21 protein-coding genes are annotated in these 23259 nt (G+C 69.3%); 16 read left to right on the forward strand and 5 right to left on the reverse strand.

Annotated features, from left to right (window positions below):
• The first annotated feature begins 207 nt into the window (after positions 1 to 207).
• Positions 208 to 1560: a CoA transferase gene (locus tag AB0B90_RS26085; protein ID WP_350948684.1), complete on the forward strand. Its 1353-nt coding sequence runs from the start codon at positions 208 to 210 to the stop codon at positions 1558 to 1560.
• Between the two features lie 44 nt (positions 1561 to 1604).
• On the opposite strand, the gene AB0B90_RS26090 is transcribed toward AB0B90_RS26085, so the two are convergent.
• Positions 1605 to 2960, reverse strand: a complete 1356-nt coding sequence (locus AB0B90_RS26090) for an MFS transporter (RefSeq protein ID WP_362925209.1) — start codon at positions 2958 to 2960, stop codon at positions 1605 to 1607.
• 118 nt (positions 2961 to 3078) lie between these two features.
• Between AB0B90_RS26090 and AB0B90_RS26095 the strand changes: the two genes are divergently transcribed.
• From AB0B90_RS26095 to AB0B90_RS26120, 6 genes are all read left to right on the forward strand, one after another.
• Positions 3079 to 3699, forward strand: coding sequence for a helix-turn-helix domain-containing protein (locus AB0B90_RS26095; RefSeq protein ID WP_350948682.1), 621 nt, complete (start codon positions 3079 to 3081; stop codon positions 3697 to 3699).
• Between the two features lie 228 nt (positions 3700 to 3927).
• Positions 3928 to 4860, forward strand: a complete 933-nt coding sequence (gene rpsB / locus AB0B90_RS26100) for a 30S ribosomal protein S2 (protein ID WP_350948681.1) — start codon at positions 3928 to 3930, stop codon at positions 4858 to 4860.
• 111 nt (positions 4861 to 4971) lie between these two features.
• Entirely contained in the window at positions 4972 to 5805 is an 834-nt protein-coding gene (gene tsf / locus AB0B90_RS26105) for a translation elongation factor Ts (RefSeq protein WP_350948680.1), read from the forward strand.
• 122 nt (positions 5806 to 5927) lie between these two features.
• Positions 5928 to 6623, forward strand: a complete 696-nt coding sequence (gene pyrH, locus AB0B90_RS26110; protein ID WP_350948679.1) for a UMP kinase — start codon at positions 5928 to 5930, stop codon at positions 6621 to 6623.
• Positions 6624 to 6982: 359 nt separating this feature from the next.
• Positions 6983 to 7540: a ribosome recycling factor gene (gene frr, locus AB0B90_RS26115; protein ID WP_350948678.1), complete on the forward strand. Its 558-nt coding sequence runs from the start codon at positions 6983 to 6985 to the stop codon at positions 7538 to 7540.
• 56 nt (positions 7541 to 7596) lie between these two features.
• A complete protein-coding gene (locus AB0B90_RS26120; protein ID WP_350948677.1) occupies positions 7597 to 8466 on the forward strand; it encodes a phosphatidate cytidylyltransferase in 870 nt (289 codons plus the stop codon).
• 108 nt (positions 8467 to 8574) lie between these two features.
• Here the strand turns inward: AB0B90_RS26120 and AB0B90_RS26125 are convergent, their stop codons facing one another.
• Positions 8575 to 9666, reverse strand: a complete 1092-nt coding sequence (locus AB0B90_RS26125) for a suppressor of fused domain protein (protein WP_350948676.1) — start codon at positions 9664 to 9666, stop codon at positions 8575 to 8577.
• Between the two features lie 72 nt (positions 9667 to 9738).
• Between AB0B90_RS26125 and rlmN the strand changes: the two genes are divergently transcribed.
• The gene (gene rlmN / locus AB0B90_RS26130) at positions 9739 to 10863 is read left to right on the forward strand and encodes a 23S rRNA (adenine(2503)-C(2))-methyltransferase RlmN (protein WP_350948675.1); all 1125 of its coding nucleotides are present in this window, start codon (positions 9739 to 9741) and stop codon (positions 10861 to 10863) included.
• Positions 10864 to 11383: 520 nt separating this feature from the next.
• On the opposite strand, the gene AB0B90_RS26135 is transcribed toward rlmN, so the two are convergent.
• The 3 genes from AB0B90_RS26135 to AB0B90_RS26145 all read right to left on the reverse strand — a co-directional run bounded on the left by AB0B90_RS26135 (position 11384) and on the right by AB0B90_RS26145 (position 13633).
• Positions 11384 to 12055: a hypothetical protein gene (locus tag AB0B90_RS26135; protein ID WP_350948674.1), complete on the reverse strand. Its 672-nt coding sequence runs from the start codon at positions 12053 to 12055 to the stop codon at positions 11384 to 11386.
• The gene (locus tag AB0B90_RS26140; protein ID WP_350948673.1) at positions 12052 to 12939 is read right to left on the reverse strand and encodes an ABC transporter ATP-binding protein; all 888 of its coding nucleotides are present in this window, start codon (positions 12937 to 12939) and stop codon (positions 12052 to 12054) included. Before AB0B90_RS26140 ends, AB0B90_RS26135 begins: the two co-directional genes overlap by 4 nt.
• Positions 12940 to 13138: 199 nt before the next feature.
• On the reverse strand, positions 13139 to 13633 hold the full coding sequence (locus AB0B90_RS26145) for an Lrp/AsnC family transcriptional regulator (RefSeq protein WP_329091340.1): 495 nt from the start codon (positions 13631 to 13633) through the stop codon (positions 13139 to 13141).
• A 193-nt stretch (positions 13634 to 13826) separates the two neighbouring features.
• Here AB0B90_RS26145 and AB0B90_RS26150 point away from each other — a divergent pair, with 193 nt between their 5' ends.
• The 8 genes from AB0B90_RS26150 to AB0B90_RS26185 all read left to right on the forward strand — a co-directional run bounded on the left by AB0B90_RS26150 (position 13827) and on the right by AB0B90_RS26185 (position 23252).
• Entirely contained in the window at positions 13827 to 15284 is a 1458-nt protein-coding gene (locus AB0B90_RS26150; RefSeq protein ID WP_350948672.1) for a gamma-aminobutyraldehyde dehydrogenase, read from the forward strand.
• Between the two features lie 25 nt (positions 15285 to 15309).
• Positions 15310 to 16458 (forward strand): ABC transporter ATP-binding protein, encoded by a 1149-nt coding sequence (locus tag AB0B90_RS26155; RefSeq protein WP_350948671.1) that lies wholly within the window; start codon positions 15310 to 15312, stop codon positions 16456 to 16458.
• A 7-nt stretch (positions 16459 to 16465) separates the two neighbouring features.
• The gene (locus tag AB0B90_RS26160) at positions 16466 to 17710 is read left to right on the forward strand and encodes a spermidine/putrescine ABC transporter substrate-binding protein (RefSeq protein ID WP_350948670.1); all 1245 of its coding nucleotides are present in this window, start codon (positions 16466 to 16468) and stop codon (positions 17708 to 17710) included.
• A gap of 42 nt (positions 17711 to 17752) precedes the next feature.
• Entirely contained in the window at positions 17753 to 18604 is an 852-nt protein-coding gene (locus AB0B90_RS26165) for an ABC transporter permease (protein WP_350948669.1), read from the forward strand.
• The gene (locus AB0B90_RS26170) at positions 18601 to 19461 is read left to right on the forward strand and encodes an ABC transporter permease (protein WP_350948668.1); all 861 of its coding nucleotides are present in this window, start codon (positions 18601 to 18603) and stop codon (positions 19459 to 19461) included. The genes AB0B90_RS26165 and AB0B90_RS26170 overlap by 4 nt, the downstream gene beginning before the upstream one ends.
• 270 nt (positions 19462 to 19731) lie before the next feature.
• Positions 19732 to 21126 carry an FAD-dependent oxidoreductase gene (locus tag AB0B90_RS26175; protein WP_350948728.1) on the forward strand — a complete coding sequence of 465 codons (1395 nt, stop codon included), beginning with the start codon at positions 19732 to 19734 and terminating at the stop codon, positions 21124 to 21126.
• A gap of 177 nt (positions 21127 to 21303) precedes the next feature.
• Complete coding sequence (locus tag AB0B90_RS26180; protein ID WP_350948667.1) at positions 21304 to 22191, forward strand: alpha/beta hydrolase; 888 nt, start codon at positions 21304 to 21306, stop codon at positions 22189 to 22191.
• Between the two features lie 5 nt (positions 22192 to 22196).
• A complete protein-coding gene (locus AB0B90_RS26185; RefSeq protein ID WP_350948666.1) occupies positions 22197 to 23252 on the forward strand; it encodes a BadF/BadG/BcrA/BcrD ATPase family protein in 1056 nt (351 codons plus the stop codon).
• The last annotated feature ends 7 nt before the right edge of the window (positions 23253 to 23259 follow it).

Consider the following 23259-nt stretch of genomic DNA (forward strand, 5'->3'; position numbering starts at 1 on the left):
GTGTGGCCAGGACCAGTGAGCACAGCAGGGCTCGCAGCCCCACGGGGTGGACGGTCTTCATGTCGGCAAGCATGAAGACCCGTGCCGCGGCGGAGATGGACCGAACGGGATTCTGTGGACAGTGGGCGGTAGACGTGGCCAAGCCGGGCGGCGTGACTGAGGATGGGGAGAAAGGACGGCCCAGGACGTCGTGAGAGCGGGGATCGCGTGGTCGAAGAGCGTATTCGCGAGCTGGCGGGGGAGGTGGGCGTCGAGTTGCCGCCGGTACGGGTGAGCGGGGACGATCCGGTACTGCCCTCCGTCTTCCGGGTGGGCACCGCCGCCGCCGTCGCCGTCGGGGCCGCCACCGGGGCGGCGGCCGCGCTCAGAGGAGGCGGAAGCCGGGCCGCCGTGGACGTGCGGGAGGCGGCGATCGCCTTCCTGGACGAGCGCCACTTCAGGATCGACGGAGCGGCCGTGGATCCGTGGGCGCCCCTTTCCGGTGACTACCGCACCGCCGACGGCTGGGTTCGGCTGCACTGCAACTTCGACCATCACCGTGACGCGGCCCTCGCGGCGCTCGGACTGCCCGAGGGGGCGGACGGGGACGCCGTCGAACGCGCCTGCGCGAGCCGTGGCGCCGTTGAGGTCGAGGAGGCGGTGACGGCCGCGGGAGGATGCGCCGCCGCCATGCGCGACCACGCCGGGTGGCGTGGGCATCCGCAGTCACGGGCGGTCGCCGCGTCACCGCCGGTCCACCTGACCCGGGTCGGAGCCCGGGGCGGTGCGAGGACCGGCGCCTCGAAAGGCGGGGAAGGGCGGGCGCTCGACGGGGTGCGGGTGCTCGACCTGACCAGGGTGATCGCCGGACCGGTGGCGACCCGCACTTTGGCCGCCCACGGTGCCCAGGTGCTCCGGGTGGGTGCCGGGCACCTTCCCGAGGTGCCGGGGCTGGTGGTCGGCACCGCGTTCGGCAAGCGCTCCTGTCATCTCGACCTGAGGACCCCGGCCGGGCGCGCCGCACTGCGCGACCTGGTGGCGGGGGCCGACGTGCTCGTGCAGTCCTACCGTCCCGGGGCTCTCGAGGCGCTGGGGTTCGGCCCCCGGAGGCTGGCGGAGATCAGGCCGGGGATCGTGTGCGTCGACGTCTCGGCGTACGGGGGGCAGGGGCCGTGGGCGGGCAGGCGCGGGTTCGACAGCCTGGTGCAGATGGCGTGCGGCATCGCTCACGAGGGCGGCGACGGAGCGCGGCCCCGGCCGCTGCCCGCCCAGGTCCTCGACCACGCCACCGGTTACCTGGCCGCCTTCGGCGCGATGGCCGCACTGCTCCGCCGATCCGCCGAGGGGGGCTCCTGGCGGGTGGAGCTCTCCCTGGCCCGGACCGCGCGATGGCTGGACGACCTCGGCCGGGTCGACGGAGCGGTCACGCCGGAGCCCGATGTCACCGGCATGATCGAGGAGATGGACAGCGCCTTCGGCCGTCTGACCTATCTCCGGGCGCCGGGAACGATCGACGGTGTGTCGCCGTACTGGTCGAGCCCGCCTCCGGAGAGGGGCGAGCACCCGCCCACCTGGTGGTGAGGTCTTCCGCGGGCTCTGGAAGGCGAGTCAGGGGGAGGGTGAGGTCATCGGGTTCGGGGGGCGGAGGGGTGGCGCAGCGGGGAGAGCCAGATCCACGCGGCCGCGGTCAGCACCCCGGCCGCAGAGATCCAGAACACCGGGCGCAGTCCGAGCAGTTCACCGGAGAGGCCGCCCGCGAGACCGCCGAGGGTGAGGACACCCTGGATCATGAAGGCCTGCGTGGCGTTGACCCGGCCGCGCAGTTCGGCAGGGGTCTCGCGCAGGGTGATGGCGCCCATGCAGACGGCGAAGGCCACGACGGCCACGCCGGAGATCACCGCGCTGACGGCCAGGAGAAGGAAGCTGCGCCACACCGGTCCTGAGGTGAGCGCGACGATCACGAAGTCGACGGGGAAGAGCAGTACGGAGCAGGCCAGTACGCGGTTCTCGCCGTACCGTCCGGTCAGGCGCGAGACGACGGCCGCGCCGAGCAGGCCGCCGACGCCGAAGAAGGCGGTGATGGCGCCGACCAGCCCTCCGGCCAGGCCGAGCTCGTTGAGCGCGTAGATCACGAACAGTGCCATGTAGGCGCTGCCGAAGAAGTTGATCGTGATACCGGCGCCGCAGAGCGCGCGGAGCGTCGGGTGCCCGGCCACCGTGGCCAGGCCCTCGCGGATCTCGGTCCACATGCCGCGCCGGGGAGCGGGGGTGTGGTTCTCCGGCGCCTTGATCGATCTGATCAGGAACGCCGAGGCCAGGAACGACACCGCGTCGACCAGGAGCGCGAACGGCGCCGTGATCAGCTGGACGAGCAGTCCGGCGAGACCGGGTCCGGCGACGGTCGCCACGGCGAAGGCCGACTGGAAACCCGCGAGGGCTTCGGTCCGCTGACTCTCGTGGACCACCGTGACCAGGTGCGGGAAGTTGACCGCTCGGAAGATCACCGAGCAGGTGCCGACGACGAACGCCACCGCGATCAGCCACGGCACGCTCAGCGACCCGGTGATCCAGGCCGCGGGGATCGTGGCCATGGCGACGGCCGAGACCGTGTCACAGGCGACCATGACCGGCCGGTGCCGCCTCAGCCGGTCGGCGAGGGCACCCGCCTGGAGACCGATCAGCAGGTAGGGCAGGGAGGTCGCGGCGGTGAGCATGCCCATCTGGGCCGGGGACGCGCCGAGCAGGACGGCGGCGGTCAGTGGTACCGCGAGCCGGGAGATCTCCGTGCCGGTCTCGGTGACGGCACGGGCGGAGAGCAGGAGCCGGTAGTCGCGTTGTCTCCGCAGGGGCCCCGGCTTGACCGCGGAGGACTCGGCAGCGGTGGGGGACAGGGAGGGCGCTGAGGGCTTAGAGCGCGCTGAGGGCGCTGAGGGCGCTGAGGGCGCGGAGTCGTCAGGGGTGACGGGGGTGGTGGAGGTCACGGTGCCCCGTCCCCTTTCCGCCTCAGAAAATTCTGAAAGGAATGCTTCATAAGTGTGAAGATAACCCTTCATAGTTATGAAGGCAATGCTTCACGTATGGAGTGGGTACGGTCTGCACATGACCGAGGCATCGACGCGCAAGTCCCTCACCGATCCCACCGCGATGCGCGCGCTGGCGCACCCCGCGCGGCTCGCGATCCTGAACCGGCTCCAGGCCGAGGGGCCCTGCACCGCGACCGAGGTCGCCGAGGTCGTCGGGATCACCCCCAGTGCGGCCAGCTACCACCTGCGCATGCTCGCCAAGTACGGCTTCGTCGAGGACGCGCCCGTGCGCGACGACGGCCGCGGTGACGGCAGGGAGCGTCTGTGGCGCTCCAGCGCCACAGGCTTCAGCGTCAGCCCCGATCCGGACGACGGTCCGGACGTGCGTGGCGCCAAGGAGTTCCTGATCAAGGCGTTTCGGGAGCAGGCGGCGGACGAGGCGAGCAGGGCGCTGGAGAATCTTGAGCGGGAGTCGCGTGAGTGGCGCGACGCCGCGCTGTTCAGCCGGGTCCTCCTGCTGGTCGACGCCGAGGAGTTGAAGGCGCTGAACGAGCGGATCGAGGAGTTGCTCGCCCCCTACAAGACCACCGTCAGGGATCGAGAGGACGCCCCGCCCGGGGCTCGGGTCTCCGAGGCGCAGGTCAGCCTCTTCCCCCGGGCCCGGCGCCGGCCGCACGGCCTTCCACGCGACGCGTAAGGGGTGCTTGACGTCCCAAGGTCGGGGAGAGGCGCGGTTACGGGTACACTTTTTGGTGGCCTGTGAGTCATGGGCCGACTTCGCATGCCCCGTCAAGAACCGGGATCCCTCGGTCCGGGCGAGAGCTCGGCTGGATCCGGTTCGGGGCATCAGGGCGACAGCCGAGGGCTGTCGCGTCCAACCGAGAACAGCGCCCAGAGATGGGTGCCCCGATCTGGAGGACGATCAATGTCCACCCCCGTCGTCACCATGCGACAGCTGCTGGAAAGCGGCGTTCACTTCGGCCACCAGACCCGGCGCTGGAACCCGAAGATGAAGCGCTTCATCTTCACCGAGCGCAACGGCATCTACATCATCGACCTCCAGAAGTCGCTGGCCTTCATCGACAGGGCCTACGACTTCGTCAAGGAGACCGTCGCGCACGGCGGCACGATCATGTTCATCGGCACGAAGAAGCAGGCCCAGGAGGCCATCGCCGAGCAGGCCGCCCGTGTCGGCATGCCGTATGTCAACCAGCGCTGGCTGGGCGGCATGCTCACCAACTTCTCCACCGTGCACAAGAGGCTCCAGCGCCTGAAGGAGCTGGAGGAGCTCGACTTCGACAACGTGGCCGCCTCGGGGCTCACGAAGAAGGAGCTCCTCATGCGCCGCCGCGAGAAGGAGAAGCTTGAGCGCACCCTCGGCGGCATCCGGGACATGTCCCGGATCCCGAGCGCCGTGTGGGTCGTCGACACCAAGAAGGAGCACATCGGGATCAGCGAGGCTCGCAAGCTTCACATCCCGGTCGTGGCCATTCTCGACACCAACTGCGACCCCGACGAGGTCGACTACCCGATCCCGGGTAACGACGACGCGATCCGCGCCGTCGGTCTGCTGACCCGCGTCGTCGCCGACGCCGTCGCCGCCGGTCTCATGGCCCGCGCCGGCGCCAACCGTGGCGGGGACGACAAGCCGGCCGTCGCCGGTGGCGCCGAGCCGCTGGCCGAGTGGGAGCAGGAGCTGCTCGCGGGCGGCGCCGACAGCGCTCCGGCCGCCGAGGCCGAGACCGCGGAGGCCCCTGCCGAGACCGCCGAGGCCCCGGCCGAGGCTGCGGAGGCTCCCGCCGCCGAGGTCGCGGACGCTCCGGCCGCCGAGGCCGAGTCCACCGAGAAGCAGGCCTAGGTCACTTCCGTACGGCTCCTTCGGCCGTACGACCCGCAAGACCCTTCCGGGTGGGTGCCGCTCAGTTGGGGCACCCACCCGATCCACGACGATTCCCACGAGGAAAAGACAATGGCTTCCGTGAACATGGCCGACGTCAAGCGGCTTCGTGAGCTGACCGCCGCCGGCATGATGGACTGCAAGAAGGCTCTCGAGTCGTCCGAGGGCGACTTCGACCGCGCGGTCGAGATCCTCCGCCTCAAGGGCGCCAAGGACGTCGGCAAGCGTGAGGCCCGCACCGCCTCCAACGGCCTGGTCGCCCTGAAGCAGGAGGGTGACTCCGCCGCCGCGCTGCTCGAGCTCAACTGCGAGACCGACTTCGTCGCCAAGGGCGAGCGTTTCCAGGAGCTCGCGGCCCAGGTGGTCGACCACATCCTGGCCACCAAGCCGTCCGACGTGCCCTCGCTGCTCGACTCCGAGCTCGCCGGCAAGAGCGTCAAGACGCACCTCGACGAGGCCAACGCCGCGCTCGGCGAGAAGATCGAGATCCGTAGGTTCGCCGTGCTCGAGGGCGGTTTCATCGGCGCCTACATGCACAAGACCGACCCTCAGCTCCCCCCGGCGGTCGGTGTGCTCGTGCAGCTCGACTCCCCGAACGGCGACGTCGCCAAGGACATCGCGCAGCACGCCGCGGCGATGGCCCCGAAGTACCTCAGCCCCGCCGAGGTCCCGGCCGACGTCATCGAGAAGGAGCGCGCGCTCTTCGAGGAGATGACCCGCGAGGAGGGCAAGCCCGAGGCCGCCATCGGCAAGATCGTTGATGGCCGGGTCAACGGCTGGTACAAGGACTTCACCCTCCTTGAGCAGTCCTTCGTCAAGGACAACAAGAAGTCGGTCGCGAAGTTCGCGGACGAGAACGGCGTCAAGGTCCAGGCCTTCGTCCGCTTCAAGGTCGGCCAGGCCTGATCCCTGACATCCGCTCTTCAGGCAGAGCATCAAACGAGGAGGCCGCCGCCGTGCAGGAGAACACAGGACCCGCTACGCCGGCGGTTTCTTCGTACTCGGATCCGCTTCGCTGGAAGCGGGTGATGTTGAAGCTGTCCGGGGAGGCGTTCGCCGGCGGTGAGCCGCTGGGCATAGACCCGGGCGTCGTGAGCCACCTCGCGGACTCGATCGCCGAGGCCGTCCGCGGCGGTGTGCAGGTCTCGGTCGTCGTGGGCGGCGGCAACATGTTCCGGGGCGCCACCCTGTCCGAGCGCGGCATGGACCGCGCGAGGGCCGACTACATGGGCATGCTCGGCACGGTCATCAACTGTCTGGCCCTCCAGGACTTCCTGGAGAAGCGGGGGATCGACACCCGCGTTCAGACGGCGATCACCATGCAGCAGGTCGCGGAGCCGTTCCTGCCCCGCCGTGCCATCCGCCACCTGGAGAAGGGCCGCGTGGTCATCTTCGGGGCGGGGCTCGGCTCGCCGTTCTTCTCCACCGACACCTGCGCCGCCCAGCGAGCGCTGGAGATCGGTGCCGAGGCGCTGCTCAAGGGGACCCAGGTGGACGGCGTCTACGATGCCGACCCCCGTAAGAACCCCGATGCCGTCCGGTTCGACCATCTCGAATACGGTGAGGTGCTGACCCGTGGCCTCGGGGTCATGGACGCCACCGCCATCAGCCTGTGCATGGACAACAACCTTCCCATCGTGGTCTTCGACCTCATGGGTGAGGGCAACATCATGCGGGCGGTACGCGGTGAGAAGATCGGCACGCTGGTGAGCCCGGCACGGTGACGAGCCGGCACGGGGCCGAAACGGTGCCAGGACCGGCACGGTGACGAGCCGGTAGAGCAAGAAGCGAGCCCGACGTAGCCGCGGAGTGGTACGCGAGGTAGGAGCGTCCCGTGAAGCGAGCGAGGAGTGGTGAGCGACCAGAGGACAGGAAGCGAGCCCGACGTAGCCGCGGAGTGGTACGCGAGGTAGGAGCGTCCCGTGAAGCGAGTGAGGAGGGCGCGTGACCGAGAAGACAGGGTGCGAACCTGACGTAGCGAGCCGAGCGGTACGCCATTGTGGTGGTCCGGTGGACCTCCGGCGTGATGGCCTCCCGCGAAGTGCGTGAGGATGGGGAGTGACCGAGAAGACAGGGAGCCGCTGTGATCGACGAAACCCTCCTCGAAGCCGAGGAAAAGATGGACAAGGCTGTGTCGGTGGCGAAGGACGACTTCGCGGGCATCCGCACGGGTCGGGTCACCCCGTCGATGTTCAACAAGATCAGCGCTGAGTACTACGGGACACCCACCCCCATTCAGCAACTCGCCTCGTTCCACGTGCCCGAGGCGCGCATGGTCATCATCCAGCCTTTCGACAAGAGCTCGATGGCCGCGATCGAGAAGGCGATCCGCAACTCGGACCTCGGTGTGAACCCCGGTAACGACGGAGCGGTGATCCGCGTGGCCTTCCCCGAGTTGTCGGAGGAGCGCCGCAAGGAGTACATCAAGGTCGCCAGGAACAAGGCGGAGCACTCCAAGGTCTCCATTCGCAACATCCGGCGCAGCGCCAAGGAGACCCTGGACAAGATGATCAAGGATGGCGAGGCCGGCGAGGACGAGGTGCGCCGGGCGGAGAAGGAGCTCGACGACCTCACCCAGAAGCATGTCGCCAAGATCGACGAGCTGCTCAAGCACAAGGAAGCCGAGCTGCTCGAGGTTTGAGCCATGATCCTTGTCCCGCGCGGGCCGTCCGTGCGGGACAAGGATTTTGTGTAGGTATGAAAGTAGGACCCCCTGTGGAACCCGTGGCGGGCAGTAGCCGTACCGGCCGTAATCTCCCCGTCGCGGCGGCGGTGGGGCTCGCCCTGGCGGCGATCATCATCGCCTCCCTCTACTTCGTGAAGGTGCTCTTCCTCGCCGTGGTGGTCGCCGCGGTGGGTATCGGAGTGACGGAGCTGGTCCGCTCGTTCGAGGCCAGAGGCATCAAGGTCCCCCTCGTCCCGGTGCTGGCAGGCATGGCCGCGATGCTGGCCGCGGCCTACTGGGGCGGGGATCTGACCGGCTCGGCCTGGGGCGGGACGGCCTGGCTGGTCGGCGTCTTCGCGATGACCGTGCTCGGGCTGATGATCTGGCGGATGTTCCTGGGCACGGAGAACTACGTCCGCGACACCGCCGCGACCATCCTGGTCGTCGTCTACCCCTCCCTGCTCGTCGGGTTCGTGGCGTTGTTGCTCGCCAACCCCGACCAGGGGCCCGACCGGGTGGTCGTTTTCATCGCCACCACCGCCGCGAGCGATATCGGCGGATATTTCGCCGGAATCACCCTGGGCCGGCACAAGATGGCCCCGGTGATCAGCCCGAAGAAGACCTGGGAGGGCTTCGCGGGGTCGGCGCTGGCCTGCATGGCGGTGGGCGGCTGGCTGGTGGCGTGGCTGCTGGAGGCCGACATCTGGAAGGGCGTCCTGATCGGCGCGGTCGTAGTGGTCTTCGCCACGCTCGGTGACCTGATCGAGTCGGTGATCAAGCGAGATCTCGGTGTCAAGGACATGGGCAGTGTGCTTCCCGGCCACGGCGGCATGATGGACCGCCTCGACTCCCTCGTCGCCACGCTGATCCCGGTCTGGGTGCTGCTCACCCTGCTGGTCTGAGCCCGCCCCGATCCGGACCTGCCCTGCTCTGAGGCCGCCCGTGGCATCCCGCCCGGGCGCGGTGCGGCCGTCACCCGTCGCCACCCGTACGAGTCCGGGGGCATCCGATCATCCCGTCCCGGTGAGCCGGGTCGCGGACAGGCGCGGCAGCACCGCCCGGTAGCCCTCGGCGGAGACCAGGTTCAGCTCGTCCGGGGTGATCGGGACGAGCCAGAGCCACTGGACGGAGTCGCCGCCGAAGGAGAAACCCGACAGGTCAGGCAGTCCCGGCAGCCCGGTCAGCATCATCACACCGCCGTAGGCGGAGCCGAGCGGGAAGGTCTCAGGGCGGTGATACCACCTGGCGGTGTGGCCGTGACCCAGCCAGGTGACCGAGTGCCACGGATACTGTCCCAGCCACAGGAACAGCCGGGCCGCGTCGCGGGCGTCACCGGGGGAGGCGACGGCGAGCTCCACCCGGGCGTACGCGTCCGGGCGGTCGATGTACTGCTCGACGGTGGGCATCCGCTGGCAGCTCATCCCGACCGTGGACAGGATCGTGTGCTCCCTGCCGCGTTCCGGCGGGCGTTCCGTGATGCCCACCGCGGGCATCCGCTCGCCCCCCGCGTCCCAGAATCTGCCCGCGGTGCCGACCTTGCGGTCCAGATGGCCCATCACGAACTGCTGGAACGAGGCCCAGGCGCCGTCTCCGCCACGCCACTCCCAGTAGGCGCGCGCCTTGGCGATCCGAGGGGCCAGGCCGTCGTGGGCGTCCTCCAGCGACCAGGCGAACGGGGACTCGCCCAGGGCGTCACGGGAGTAGCCGGGCATTCCCCGGCTCATGTCCGCCCATCCAGGAATGACCGCGAGCAGCTCGTCGTTCTCGTACAGGGCGACGCCGTCGCCCTCCTCGAACCACAGCGATCGCAGCGCGCCCAGGGGCCCTCTGCCGCCGGGGTGACGGGTGTTCGCCCTGGGGGCGACCGGTGGCAGTTCGGCCTCCAGGCGGTCCTGGTCGATTCCGTCCGGGGCCGGGCCGTGGTTGGCCAGCCAGACGGCTCCGTGCACCGTCCCTCCCGGCCCGCACAGGTAAGCTACCGAGGAAGTCTCGTCACGTTCGACCACCAGGGTGCGGCTTCCGTAGGGATTGATGTCGGTAAGCACGACCTCGACGCCGTCTCCCCGCTCTCCTGCGGGGCCCGTGGGGCGGTTTGTCGCCATACCTCCGGACTCTAGATCACTGTCGGGCACCGCTTCGAGCAATCGCGTAACCGTTGAGAGAAGGCGTTGGACTTGTCGACCGTCAGCCCGTCCGGGACCCCCGCACCCGGCCAGCTCACCTTCGTGGCGCCGCGCAGGGCCAAGCCCGCCCGCCATCTGGCCGACCTGACCATGGCCGAGCGCCGCGCGGTCGTCGCCGAGCTGGGTGAGAAGCCGTTCCGCGCCGACCAGCTCTCCCGGCACTACTTCGAGAAGCTCAACGGTGATCCCGAGCTGATGACGGACCTTCCGGCCGCGGCGAGGGAGAAGTTCGCCACCGCGCTGTTCCCCACGCTGCTCACCTCGGTCAGGGAGATGACCACCGACGCCGGCACCACCCGTAAGACGCTGTGGCGGCTCTTCGACGGCGCGTTGGTCGAGTCGGTCCTCATGCGCTACAGCGACCGTACGACGATGTGCGTGTCGTCGCAGGCCGGATGCGGTATGAACTGCCCGTTCTGTGCCACGGGTCAGGCGGGCCTCACCCGCAACATGACCACCGCCGAGATCGTCGAGCAGGTCGTCGCCGGGGCTCGCGCGCTCGCGGCCGGTGACGTCCCGGGTGGTCCGGGACGGGTCAGCAACGTGGTCTTCATGGGGATGGGCGAGCCGCTGGCCAACTACAAGGCCGTGATCGGCGCCGTGCGCCGCATGGTCGAGCCCGCCCCCGACGGCCTGGGCATCTCCGCCAGGGGCGTCACCGTCTCCACGGTCGGCCTGGTCCCGGCGATCGGCAAGCTCGCGGCCGAGGGCCTGCCGGTGACGCTCGCGCTCTCGCTGCACGCCCCCGACGACGAGCTCCGCGACACCCTGGTGCCGATCAACACCCGCTGGAAGGTCGCCGAGGTCCTCGACGCGGCCTGGGACTACGCGGCCAGGACCAAGCGCCGGGTCTCCATCGAGTACGCGCTGATCAAGGACATCAACGACCAGGAGTGGCGCGCCGACCTGCTCGGCAAGCTGATCAAGAACAAGCTGGTGCACGTCAACCTGATCCCGCTCAACCCGACCCCGGGTTCCAAGTGGACCGCCTCCCGCCCGGAGGACGAGCGGGCCTTCGTCCGGCGCCTGGAGTATCACGGCGTGCCGGTGACGGTCCGCGACACCCGCGGCCGCGAGATCGACGGCGCCTGCGGCCAGCTCGCCGCCGCCGAGTAGCCCTCACCGTACGGTTGCGCCCCCCGGGGCACTCCCCGCCCGCGGGGAGCTGACCTCCCACCCGAGCCTCGGCTCTTTCGGCACCCCGGAAGGCGCCCGCCACAGCGGGCGCCTTCGTCGTTCCGCCCCCTTGCCGCGATCACGCCCCCATCGTCCGGTATCCCGTACGGCGGCGACCATCTCGCCGACGACCGTCCTGTCGGTGAGGCGGCGACCAATCCGTCAGCAACCCAGCGACGAAACCGTCAGCAACCCAGCGACCATCCTGTCAGCAGATCTCGGGCTGCGACAGCTTTTCCCATGTTCAGCGGCTTGCAGCCCTTCTCGGCGGGGGCGTTCCGCAACGTGCGGAAGGGCCCCGCCGAGAAGCCCTTGGCCGAACCCGAGTCATTCTCGCGACGGGGGCATGCCAGTGCGGCGAGACCACGCTGGTCCGAAACGGGAGCCGTCCGGCCGCGAAATACGGCGTCGGCGGGGGCAGGCCATACACGACCTCGTAGGAAAACCTCGGTTCAGGGGTTCAGGGGTTCAGGCGGCGCAGGCGTGTGTACAGCAGGAGGCTCGCGGCGGTCCAGAAGAGGGTGGCGGCGGAGACGGGGAGCAGGACCTCCCCGAGCAGGCCGGCGTTGGCGGCGCGCATCCAGGGCATGATCGGCACCGCGAGGTGGCCCGCGGGGGTGAGGCTGATCAGCAGCAGGGCGAGATAGCCGCCGAGGAGGGCGAGCATCGAGACGGCCGGGGAGGCGAGGATCGGGCGGCTGGTGAGGGCGCCCAGGGCCGTTCCCGCGCTCACGCCGAGCCCGTGCAGCGCGACGCCGCTCGCCAGGTCGGCGGGGGTGGGCATGGCGGCGAAGCCGTGCAGCAGCGGTAGCCCGACCGCGATCGCCGCCATGCCGAGGTTGACGGTGAGTGCGGCGAGCAGCCCGGCTCCGATCTCGCGGCCGGGACGTCCGGCGGCCGTCATGGAGATCAGCCGCTGTGTCGGAGGTTCGGTGTCGAGCAGCCCTCGGGCGGCCCAGGCGAAGACGAGGATCAGCAAACCGGCCGAGTCCGCGTACGCGGGCAGCTCCTTGCCCGGCGGGGCGAGCGTCGAGTAGAAGACGAACAGCATGGCGAAGAGCCCGATCGTCGGCTGGAACAGCCGGTGTGACCGGGCGTAGGCGGAGAGCTTGAAGCGGACGAGATGGATCACGATGACCGCCTGGTGAGGTAGCCGTCGGCACGGAGCTTCTGCTCCACCTCGTCGGCGTCGCCCGCGTCCACGATCACCTCGATCACCACCTGCGGGGACGAGCTTTCCGAGGGGGATCGAGGGGGCGGCGAGAGCTCCTTCGAGACGTCCGGGGAGTGCCGTGCTCCGGGGGTGTCTCGCGAAGTGGAGGCGTCCTGCGGAGGGGGGATGTCTCGCGGAACGGGAGAGTCCTGTGGAGCGGCGGTGGGAGGTGCCGCGGAGTCGCGGGCGCCGACGGTGACGTCGCCGTTCGCGACGAGCCAGTGATCGGCGCCGGGGAAGTGCCGAAGTTGGTTCTGGTGGTCGCTGACCACGACCGTACCGCCGCGGGCGGCGATCTCTTCGATGATCACGGGGAGTTCGGTGCGGGTCTGCTCGTCGAGCCCGGCGAAGGGCTCGTCCAGGATCAGCAGGTCCGGCGGGGCGAGCAGCGACTGGATGAGCCCGATTTTCTGCGCGCTGCCCTTGGACAGGTCACCGAGCGGCTGGTCCAGCAGATGGGCGGCGTTCAGTCGCTCCGCCAGGTCCCCGGCCGTGGAGGCGGAGGAGGAGAGCCCCCGGATCCTGGACATGTGGGCGAGGTAGGCGGCGACGGTGAACGGCTGCTCCACCGGGAACACGTCGGGGGCGTAGCCGATGACCTTGGGCCGGTCGGCGATCGAGCCTTGGGACGGGGGGACGAATCCCGCCATCAGCCGCAGCAGCGTCGATTTTCCGGCGCCGTTGCGGCCGGTTACCTCGATGACGGAACCGGGACGGACGGTGAGCTCGACGTCCCGCAGGATCCAGGGGCCGCGCCGCGAGTATCGAAAGGACACCGTGGAGAGCCGCATGAACCGCAACATTACCGGTGATCATGCCGGAGTTCGCCGTTGATCGCCGGCCGTGATGCGATCTGCCCCCTGGAAGCGGGCCCGACCTGATAAACAAGCAAATAAGAGGATTTCCAGGAAGCCGCGCTCGGCAGGTCACCCGGCTCACCACGCTCGACTTCTCGGCCTCTCCCGGTTCGCCGCCACACGGCGGGGGAGTGCTCGGGGCCTGTCAGCGGGTACCCCAGGAGTAGGTTTGCTTGTGAAGCTTGAGATAGACGAAGGTCTCGGTGGCCCTGACGGTCGGGATGGCCCGGATCTTGCCGAGGATCTCCAGAAGATGCTGGTCGCTCTCGCAGACGACCTCGACCATGATGTCGAGCGACCCCGCGGTCAGCACCACGTAGTCGATCTCCCTGATGGCGGACAGCTCGTCGGCCACCGTCTCCAGGTCGCCCTCGCACTTGATGCCGATCATGGCCTGACGGGGGAAGCCCAGGGTGAGCGGGTCGGTCACCGCGACGATCTGCATGACTCCGGCGTCGAGCAGGCGCTGCACCCGCTGGCGTACGGCGGCCTCGGAGAGCCCCACGGCCTTGCCGATCGCGGCGTACGGCTTGCGCCCGTCCGTCTGCAGTTGCTCGATGATCTGCTTGGAGATCTCGTCGAGGACGACGGGGCCGGGCCTGGCGTCGTTTTCGCGGCGAACCTTGGGCGGCGTCGTCATGGGCGCTCCCTGGCGTCATGTTGCGGGGCTGTTGCCGGCATGTTGCGGCTCCGATGCGACATGCTGTCAGTTCCGGCGCCTCTGTCAAGCGATTTCGTAGCAATTTGGTATCTTAACAACGAAATCCCTTGTCGTGGGACTCTCGCTCTGTAAGAGTCGCGACAACTCAGCCCCGATCCATAGGAGGCCGACGGTGACCACCCCGGTTGAGACCAACGAACTCCCCCGCCTGCGGAACTACATCGACGGCGAGCTCGTGGAGGGCAGGAGCGGCCGGTTCTCCGACGTCATCGATCCGTGCACCGGCGAGATCTACCTTAAGGCCCCCGTCTCGGGCACCGAGGACATCGACGCGGCGTACGCCGCGGCCGCCGCCGCGTTCGAGTCATGGAGTCAGGCCACCCCGGGCGAGCGCGCCAACCTCCTCCTCAAGGTGGCCGACGCGATCGACGCGAGGGCCGATGAGCTGAACGAGGCCGAGTGCCTCAACACCGGCAAGCCGCGCGCCCGGATGGCCGAGGACGAGACCCCGGTCGCCTCCGACCACTTCCGCTTCTTCGCGGGGGCCGCGCGCACGCTGGAGGGCCCGACGTCCGGCGAGTTCCTCGCCGACCACACCTCCGTCATCAGGCACGAGCCGATCGGCGTGGTGGGCCAGGTCACCCCCTGGAACTACCCGATGATGATGGCGGTCTGGAAGATCGCCCCGGCGCTCGCCGCGGGCAACACCGTGGTGCTCAAGCCCTCCGACACCACCCCCGTCTCCACGGTCAAGCTGGCCGAGATCATCGGAGACGTCCTGCCCAAGGGCGTCTTCAACGTCGTCGTCGGCGACCGGGAGACCGGCGCGCTGGTCGTCGGTCACCCGACCGCCTCGATGGTCGCGATCACCGGTTCCGTCGGCGCGGGAATGGCCGTGGCCAGGAGCGCCGCCGAGGACCTCAAGCGGGTCCACCTGGAGCTGGGCGGCAAGGCGCCCGTCATCGTGTTCGACGACGTCAAGGACCTGAAGTCCGCCGCGGAGTCCATCGCCACCGCGGGCCTGTACAACGCGGGGCAGGACTGCACCGCGGCCTGCCGCGTGCTGGTCCACGAGGACGTCCACGACGAGTTCGTGGCCGCGCTCACCGAGGCGGCGGCGAGCACCGTGACCGGAGACCTCTCCGAGGAGAGCGCCCTGTACGGCCCGCTCAACAACGCCGACCAGCTGGCCCGCGTCACCGGCTTCATCGACCGGGCCCCCGGCCACGCCAAGGTCCTGACCGGCGGGAACCGGGTCGGCGACCGCGGTTACTTCTTCGCCCCCACCGTCGTCGACGGCCTCAGGCAGGACGACGAGATGGTGCAGAACGAGGTGTTCGGGCCGGTCATCACCGTCCAGACCTTCACCGACGAGGCCGACGCGGTCGCCAAGGCCAACGGCGTCAAGTACGGCCTGTCCGGCTCGGTGTGGACCTCCGACCACGGCCGGGCGATGAGGGTGTCGAACCGCCTCGACTTCGGCGTGGTATGGGTCAACACCCACATCCCGTTCGTCTCGGAGATGCCGCACGGAGGCTTCAAGCACTCCGGTTACGGCAAGGACCTGTCCGTTTTCGGCCTGCACGACTACCTGCGCGTCAAGCACGTCATGCACTACATCGGCGAATAGCCGCGAACAGAGGGATAAGCCTGGCATGACCGAAATTCAGGCGGGCACGGAGACGGCAGACGCCGTCTCCCACTCGTCCCACGTGCCCGCGATCGAACTCGACGGGGTCGTCAAGGAGTACGTCTCCCACGGCGAGGTCGTCCAGGCGGTCAAGGGTGTCACCCTGTCGATCGCCGAGGGGGAGTTCTTCTCCCTCCTCGGCCCCTCGGGCTGTGGCAAGACCACCACCATGCGCATGATCGCCGGGTTCGAGGATCCCTCGGGTGGCACCGTACGGCTGCACGGTCAGGACGTCACCGACGTCCCTCCCAACCGGCGCGACGTCAACATGGTCTTCCAGTCCTACGCCCTCTTCCCGCACATGAACGTCTGGGAGAACGTCGCGTTCGGCCTGCGGCGCAAGAAGGTCGCCGAGGCCGAGATCAAGCGCCGGGTCGGCGAGATCCTGGAGATCGTCGACCTCACCGGGCGCGAGAAACGCCGCCCCAGGGAGATGTCCGGAGGCCAGCAGCAGCGGGTCGCCCTCGCCCGCGCCCTGGTGAACAACCCCCGTGCCCTCCTGCTGGACGAGCCCCTCGGCGCCCTCGACCTCAAGCTTCGCCAGGCCATGCAGATCGAGCTCAAGCGCATCCAGCGCGAGGTCGGCATCACCTTCGTGTACGTCACTCACGACCAGAGCGAGGCGCTCACGATGAGTGACCGCATCGCCGTCATGAACGACGGCGCGGTCGAGCAGCTCGGCAGCCCCAGAGAGATCTACGAGCGGCCCGCGACCGCCTTCGTGGCAGGGTTCATCGGCACGTCCAACCTGCTCAGCGGCACTGTCGACCGGTTCCAGTCAGGCTTCGCGGTGCTTAAGCTGGGTGAGGACGACCATGTCCTCACCGAGGGCGGATCGTCCGGAGCCGGGGAGCCGATCGCGATCACGGTACGCCCGGAGAAGATCAGGATAACCACGGAGGAGCAACCCGTCGGAGACCTCAGCGTCGTGCGCGGCACCGTCTCAGAGGTGGTGTACCTGGGGCTCTACACCAGTTACACGGTCTGCCTGGCACACGGCGAAGAGGTGACCGTCTTCCAGCAGAACGCACTGGACAGCGCGAGTACGGCGGAGCGTGGAGACGCCGTCTGGCTGTCGTGGCTGCCGCACCACTCGTACGCGATCGGAAGTTGAGCTCGATATGGACCCCCGCACGAACCCCGCCTTTCTGCGAGGCATGACGCAGAGCCGCTCCGTAACCCGCCGTGACGCCCTTCGCCTCGGCGGGATGTCGGCCGCCGGCCTCGCCCTCGCCGCCTGCGGTGTGCAGGGCAAGAAGGTGGAGGCCGTTCCCCAGAAGGACGCCCTCGCCGAATACTGGGGCTCCAAGCAGAAGAACAACACGCTGCGCTTCGCCAACTGGCCGCTCTACATCGACAAGGACGGCAAGCGGTATCCCTCGCTGGAGCTGTTCACCGCCGACACCGGCATCAAGGTGGAGTACCAGGAGGCGATCCAGGACAACAGCACGTTCTTCGGCAAGGTCCAGCCGCTGCTCGCCGCCAACAACGACATCGGCTACGACCTGATGGTCCTCACCAACGGCCTCCAGCTGAGCAAGGCCCTCGCGCTGGGCTATCTCGTCCCCCTCGATCACTCCAAGCTGCCGAACTTCGCGGCGAACGCGAGCTCCGCGGTGAAGAACCCCACCTGGGACCCGAACAACGCCCACACGATCCCGTGGACGGTCGGCGTAACCGGCATCGCCTACAACCCCAAGTACGTGGACGAGGTCAAGAGCATCCACGACCTCTGGAACCCCAAGTACAAGGGCAAGGTCGGCATGATGCTCGACACCCAGGAGGTCGCCAACTTCAGCATGTTCGCCCTGGGCATCGACCCCGACAAGTCGACCGAGGCCGACTGGAAGAAGGCGGGGGAGAAGCTCAAGGAGCAGCGCGACGCGGGTCTGGTGCGCAAGTACTACGAGAACGACTACGTCGACGCCCTCGCCAGGGGCGACATCTGGATCACCATGGCCTGGTCGGGCGACATCTTCCAGCAGGTCGCCGAGGGCAAGGACCTGAAGTTCGTGGTGCCCGAGGAGGGCGGCACGATCTGGACCGACAACATGTGCATCCCGAAGACCGCGCAGAACCCGGTCGACGCGCTCACCTACATGGACTACGTCTACCAGCCCAAGATCGCCACGATGCTGGTCGAGTACATCAACTTCATCACCCCGGTCTCCTCCGCGAAGGATCTCGTCCTCGCCGACGCGGCCAAGGCGACGGGGGAGGAGAAGAAGACGCTGGAGCAGATCGCCGAGAGCCCGCTGATCTTCCCCTCGGAGGAGGACATGGCCAAGCTGCGGTCGTACAAGACGCTCACCTCCGCGGATGAGAAGATCTTCGAGGACATCTTCCAACCCGTCACGCAGGGCTAGGCGGATGAGAGAGCGAATCGGACCGGAAGGGGTCATCGGCCGGTGAAGCGCCTCACCCCCTACCTGCTCATCCTGCCCGGCGGCCTCTGGCTCGCGATCTTCCTGGTGGTACCGATGGTCTTCATGGCCTCGGTGTCCACCCAGGAGGGCAACGTGGTCGACGGATTCATCCAGACGTTCAACTTCCCGGTGTACGGCGAGGCGCTGGCGCAGTACCAGACGCAGTTCCTGCGCTCGGCCGGGTACGGCCTGACCGCGACCGTCGTCTCCATCGCGCTCGCCTACCCGATGGCGTACTGGATCGCCTTCAGGGGCGGCAGCCGCAAGTCCACCTACCTGCTGCTGGTGCTGCTGCCGTTCTTCGTCTCGTTCGTGCTGCGCACGGTGTCGTGGAGGTTCCTGCTCGCCGACGACGGCATGCTGCTCGGGCCGCTGAAGTCGGTAGGGCTGCTGCCCGAGGACTTCCACGTGCTGCAGACGACGTACGCGGTGATCGGCGGGCTGGTCTACAACTACCTGCCGTTCATGATCCTGCCGATCTACGTCGCGCTGGAGCGGGTGGACCCCAAGGTGGTCGAGGCCGCCCAGGACCTGTACGCGGCCAAGCGGGAGGCGTTCACCAAGATCGTGCTGCCGCTCTCGCTGCCCGGTGTGTTCGCCGGGGTGCTGATGACGTTCGTCCCGATGACCGCCGACTACGTCAACGCGGGCATCCTCGGCGGCCCGGAGAACACGATGATCGGCAACATCATCCAGACCGAGTATCTGGTCAACAACGACTACCCGACCGCCGCCGCGCTGTCGTTCACGCTGATGGCGGCGATGCTGGTCGGCATCTTCGCCTACGCCAAGGCGCTCGGCACCGAGAACGTCCTGGAGGCGGCGGCCCGATGAGCGGCACCATCGACGTCACGGAGAGCCCGGAGAGCACGACGACGAGCGCGCCCGCCGGGCGGCGGACCCCGCGCAGCGGCAGGCGGCTCGGCGACCGGCTGCTCCTCGGCTACGTCTGGTTGATCATCGCCTGGCTGTTCCTGCCGATCTTCGTCATGATCCTGTTCGGCTTCAACGACACCCAGAGCAAGTCGAACGTGACCTGGCAGGGTTTCACCCTCCGGTGGTGGGGCCGCCTGGACGAGTATCCCCAGCTGCTGGAGGCGGTGCGCAACTCCATCTACATCGCGGTGCTCTCCACGATGATCACGACGGTGCTCGGCACGCTCATGGGGCTCGCCCTGGGCCGCTACCGGTTCCGCGGGCAGGGCGCGACCAACCTCGTGATGTTCGCCGCGATCGCCTCGCCCGAACTCGTGATGGGCGCCTCGCTGCTCTCGCTGTTCATCAGCGTCGGTGTGCAGACCGGCTTCGCGACCGTGGTCGTCGCGCACGTGCTGTTCTCGCTCTCCTTCGTGGCGATCACCGTGCGGGCCCGGGTGATCGGGCTCGACCGGTCGATCGAGGAGGCGGCGCGCGACCTCGGCGCGTCCACCTGGATCACGTTCTGGCGGATCACCTTCCCGATGATCCTGCCCGGCGTCCTCTCCGGCGCGCTGCTCGCCTTCGCCCTGTCCATCGACGACTTCGTGATCACCCAGTTCACCAGCGGAGCCACCCAGACGTTCCCGCTGTGGATCTGGGGGGCCACCCGTATCGGGGTGCCGCCTCAGGTCAACATCCTCGGAACGCTTATATTCGCGGTAGGCGTCGCCATCGCCGTGGTCAACACGGTCACCGCGCGCCGCCGCACCTAGCCGCCGTCGATCCCCGTGCCCTCACCGGGCGGCACGGGGATTCGGTGTACCCGGATCACCGGTGACGACGGCTCCGGCGGACAATGTCCCGCAGGAGAGCGAAATCCGGTAAAGACCAGAATCCGGCAGAGGCAGAATCCGGCAGAGTACAGATTCCCGGCACAGAACAGGGAGGCGAGATCGGACTCAGGCGGGGGGAACCCGCGCGTGATCTCCACGACCACGCGATACACACAAAGACAACCTGACTCACGTAGGGAAGTGAGATTTGTGGATCCGCTGAAGGCTCTTGCTGACGCGGAGCGCAAGCCGTACTGGCTCGACAGTCCGGCGAAACCCGAGCCGCAGGCGCGGCTCTTCGGCGAGACCGGCGCCGACCTGGCGGTGGTCGGCGGAGGCTTCTCGGGGCTCTGGACCGCCCTGATGGCGAAGGAACGCGACCCGTCGCTCGACGTCGTCCTCCTTGAGGGGCGCAGGATCGGCTGGGCGGCGTCCGGCCGCAACGGCGGCTTCGCGATGGCCACGCTGACCCACGGCATCGCCAACGGGCTGGAGCGCTGGCCCGAGGAGATCGACACGCTCGAACGCCTCGGCGTCGACAACCTCGACGAGATCGGCGAGGCGGTCGCCGCATACGGCATCGACTGCGGCTACGAGCGTACCGGCGAGCTGCACGTGGCCACCGAGCCGTGGCAGCTGGAGGAGATGAACCGCAACCTCGGCATCGCCCGCGACCTGGGCGTCCGCTTCGACGTCCTCGACACCGAACAGGTGCGGGCGGAGGTGAACTCGCCCACGTACATCGGCGGCCACTGGGAGCGCGACGGCTGCGCCATGCTCGACCCCGCCCGGCTGGCCTGGGGGCTCCGGCAGGCCTGCCTCTCGCTGGGCGTGCGCATCTACGAGCGCACGCCGGTACGCACGATGAGGGACACCCCGACCAGCCTGGACCTGATCACCCCGCACGGCAGCGTGCGGGCGCGCAGGGTCGCGCTCGGCACCGGCGTGTTCCAGCCGCTGCTGCGGCGGCTGAAGCACTTCCTGGTGCCGGTCTACGACTACGCCCTGATGACCGAGCCGCTCTCGGCCGACCAGCTGGCCTCGGTGGGCTGGCACAACCGGCAGGGGGTCGGGGACGCGGCCAACCAGTTCCACTACTACCGGCTGACCGAGGACAACCGGATCCTCTGGGGCGGTTACGACGCGGTCTACTACAACGGGGGCATGATCAAGCCCGAGTACGACCAGCGCGACGAGACCTTCGTCAAGCTGGCCGAACACTTCTCCACCACGTTCCCCCAGTTGTCCGGGCTGCGCTTCACCCACAGGTGGGGCGGGGTCATCGACACCTGCAGCCGCTTCAGCGCCTTCTACGGCCAGTCGCACGGCGGGCGCCTCGCCTACGCCGCCGGATACACCGGCATGGGCGTCGGCGCGACCCGGTTCGGGGCGAACGTCATGCTCGACCTGCTCGCCGGAGAGCGGACCGAGCGGACCGAGCTCAGGATGGTCAAGGAGAAGCCCGTCCCGTTCCCGCCCGAGCCGGTCCGCTCGGCCGGGATCCAGATGACCCGCTGGTCGATCGCCCAGGCCGACCTGCACCAGGGCCGCCGCAACCTCTGGCTGCGCACCCTGGATCGGATGGGGCTCGGATTCGACTCCTGAGGCCCGGAAGATCCTGGTAAGTCCCGTCCCCGTTCCCGCTTCCGGCTCAGGCCGGACGAGCGGGAACGGGCCGGCCCGGGGACACCCGGGGGTGTGGAGACAGCGGAGGTCCGCGGGTGTGCGGGGGCCGCGGGGGGCTCGTTGGCTTCCGCGGCGCGGACCGTACAGACTTGGAGCATGTCGGAAAAGGTGAAGTTCACCGCCGGAGGGATCACCCTCTTCGGCGACCTGCGGATCCCGGCGGGGCCGGGCCCGCACCCCGGCGTGGTCCTCACGGGCCCGTTCACCGGCACCCGCGACCAGGTCACCGGCCTGTACGCCGCCCGGCTCACCGACGCGGGATACGCGACGCTCGCCTTCGACCACCGCAACTGGGGGGAGTCGGGCGGACAGCCGCGCAACCACGAGGACCCCCAGGGCAAGCTGGAGGACCTGCGGGCCGCGGTCTCGCTGCTGCGCTCGCGCCCGGAGGTGGACGGCGACAGGATCGGCGCGCTCGGGATCTGCCTCGGCGGGGGGTACGCGCTCAGGTTCGCCGCCTTCGACCCCCGGGTGAAGGCGTTCGCGGGCGTCGCGGGGGCCTACAACAACCCCTACGGCATGCGCGCCGGAATGTCCCCCTCGGGATACCAGGAGGCGCTGGCCTCGTTCACGGAGGTGCTGGAGCGCCAGGACGGGGGCGGCGAGGTGGAGTATCTCCCCGCGGTTGCCGAGGAGGGGGAGGCGGCGATGCCGGGCGACGAGCCGTTCGCCTACTACGGCACCTCCAGAGGGGCCTCGGAGCACTGGCGCAACGAGGTCACCCGGGCCTCCATCCGCGAGTTGATCACCGTGGACAACATGATGGGCGCCGACTTCCTCTCGCCCAAGCCCGGTCTGATCGTGCACGGCCTGGTCGACCGCTTCTGCTCACCCGAGGGCGCCGAGGAGGCGTACCGGCGGATGGACGACCCCAAGCGGATCGTCTGGCTGGACGCTAGGCTGCACATCGACCTCTACGACACCGAGCCGCACGTCACCCGGGCGGTCGAGGCCGTCACCGCGTTCTTCGGCGAGCATCTCTGAGCGCGATGTACGTCCTCGGGCTGGACGTCGGCGGGACCTCCTCGCGGGCGCTGCTGCTCGACGCCTCGGGACGGCGGGCCGGGTACGGCAGGGCGCCGGGCGGCAACCCCGCGGCCCACGGCAACGCCGCCGCGGTGGCCAACATCGGCCGGGCGCTGGGGCTCGCACTGCGCGGGATCGACCCGGGCCTGGTGAGCGGGGCGGTCATCGGGCTGGCGGGTGGCGGGGCGCTGGACCGCCTGGTCTTCGACCCCATGTGGGCCGCCGCCGGTCTGCGCGTCCCGCCCCGGCTCACCGGCGACCTGGGCATCGCCTTCGCCGCGGGGACGGCGGAACCGCGCGGCACCGCCCTCATCGCCGGTACCGGGGCGATCGCCGCCAGGATCGAGGACGGCGAGCCGGTGATGATCGCCGACGGGCTCGGCTGGTTGCTGGGCGACGCGGGCTCGGGGTTCTGGCTGGGCAGGAAGGCGGCGTCCGCCGCAGTCCACGCCCTCAGCAGGGGCGACGCGGGCGGCAGGCTCACCTGCCTGGTCACGGGCGCCCTGCTGGAGGGCGAGCCGCTTTTCTCGAACACGGTTGACTCGGGCACGCTCGCCTCGGGCCCGGTGGAGTCGGGTGCGGTGGAGTCGGGGGCTCCCGCCTCGGGTGCGCCCGCCTCGGGCACGGTGGAGGAGCTGAGGGCGCTCGCGATCAGGCTGGTGGTCCGTGCGCAGTCGCGGCCCCCGCTGGAGCTGGCCAGGCTCGCCCCGCTCGTCAGCCGGGCGGCGACCGAGGGCGACCCGGCCGCCCTCACGATCGTGTCCGGCGCGGCCCGGCTGCTCTGCGAGACGGTCGCCGAGGTCCGCCGGGCGGGCGAGACGAGCCCGATCGTGCTGGCCGGGAGCGTGCTGACCAGCGAGGGGCCGATCGCCTCCGCCGTACGGGAGAGGCTGGGGCCCTCGGCGGTCCTGGCGGGCGACGGCGCGGGGGCGGCGGCGTGGCTGGCCGGCCGTGAGGCGTTCGGCTGGGACCCCGCGACCGCCGTCCGGCTGCACGCCCGCGTCGTCTCCGGCGACTGACGGGAGC

Origin of the sequence: Streptosporangium sp. NPDC049078 (assembly GCF_040648855.1) — a bacterium.
GTDB lineage: Bacteria > Actinomycetota > Actinomycetes > Streptosporangiales > Streptosporangiaceae > Streptosporangium.